Consider the following 1,428-nt stretch of genomic DNA (forward strand, 5'->3'; position numbering starts at 1 on the left):
GGAAGGCGGCCGGCGCCGGCGGATGACCGTCATGGCGACCAGGCAGGACTATGACGGCTTTGCCGAAAAACTCGCTGCTATCGGGCGCCCTATCATCGTCGGGTTCGAGGCGACGGGTAATTACCATCGTACGCTGGCGCACCGGCTGCTGACGGCAGGGTTCGAGCTGCGCCTCATCTCGTCGGTCGCGCTCGCCAGAACGCGCGAGGCGCTGCACAACGGCTGGGACAAGAACGACTCCAAGGACGCGCAGGTCATCCTGCACATGCTGCGGATCGGTGCGACGCAGCGCTACGTCGACCCGCTGGTGGCCGGAATCAACGACCTGCAGGAGCTCTCGAAGACTCACGAGACGATCTCAAGGATGAAGACGCAGACCTGGCATCGGATCCTGACCCACTACCTGCCGCTGTACTTCCCCGAGATCGCCCGCTTCGCAGGCAACAGCCGGTCCGACTGGTTCCTGGCGCTCATCGAGCGGTTTCCGACGCCGGCCACCATCACGGCGCTGGACCGCGAGGCGTTCTCGGCCGCGGCATGGCCGCTCATCGGCCGCAAGGTCTCCAAGGCACGCCTCATCAACGACATCTACGAGACGGCGTCCGCCTCGACGGCACTGCCGGTGCCGGAGAACTCAGCCGCCATCACCATGTTCCGCATGGTCATCGCGCAGGGCCGCAGCCTCATCCACCAGCGAGACGAGATCGAGCGGCTGGCCCATGCGCGGCTCGCCGATGACGTCGACTACCAGCTGCTGCGCAACATTCCGGGCATCGGTCCGATCAACGCGCTGACCATCCTGGCCGAGGCCGGTGATCTGCGGCGCTTCAACCATCATCGTCAGTTCCTGAAGTTCTGCGGTCTCGATCTCGCAACGTGTCAGTCAGGCACGTTCCGTGGCCGCACGAAGCTGTCCAAGTACGGCAATGCGCGCCTGCGCCGGACCTTCTGGATGGCTGCCCAGGTCGCCGCGCGTCAGCGCGACAACAGCTTCCGCGACAAGCTCGGACGATATGTCGCCGGGCACGCGGACGATGCCGACCGTCGCCGCAAGGCGATGACGGCGCTCACCGCCAAGATGGCGCGCGTGGCTCACGCCGTCATCAAGACGGGGACAGAGTACCGGCCGTTCCTCGAACGGTCGGATGCCAGGTGGAAGGACCCCTCTCTGCAAGTGCCGTGAGGGCGCTCGTCGAGCGACCCTGTAGATAATGTTCGGGCCTTCCACCTGGGTGCGTATCTCGTTTTAAGGATGGTGAGGACCACGGCCGCCTCGGCGCTGCTGGATCCTGTGTTTGCTATGGCAGGGAGCGATCCCGTTGACGGTGGGAGCCATCTGGCTCAGATTGCATGCCGCGCCGACGGTTGTCGGCGCATGGATATCTGCTGGCCAAAACCCGCCGCTGCTTCCCGACATAGGACGTTGTC

The 1,428-nt window shown here is 65.0% G+C and carries 1 pseudogene; it reads left to right on the forward strand.

Annotated features, from left to right (window positions below):
* Positions 1-1,208: pseudogene (locus tag ACP690_RS18015) on the forward strand (IS110 family transposase); the annotation flags it as partial.
* Positions 1,209-1,428: the final 220 nt, after the last annotated feature.

Source organism: Sphingomonas sp. DC4900 (assembly GCF_049896485.1).
Lineage (GTDB): Bacteria > Pseudomonadota > Alphaproteobacteria > Sphingomonadales > Sphingomonadaceae > Sphingomonas > Sphingomonas aquatilis.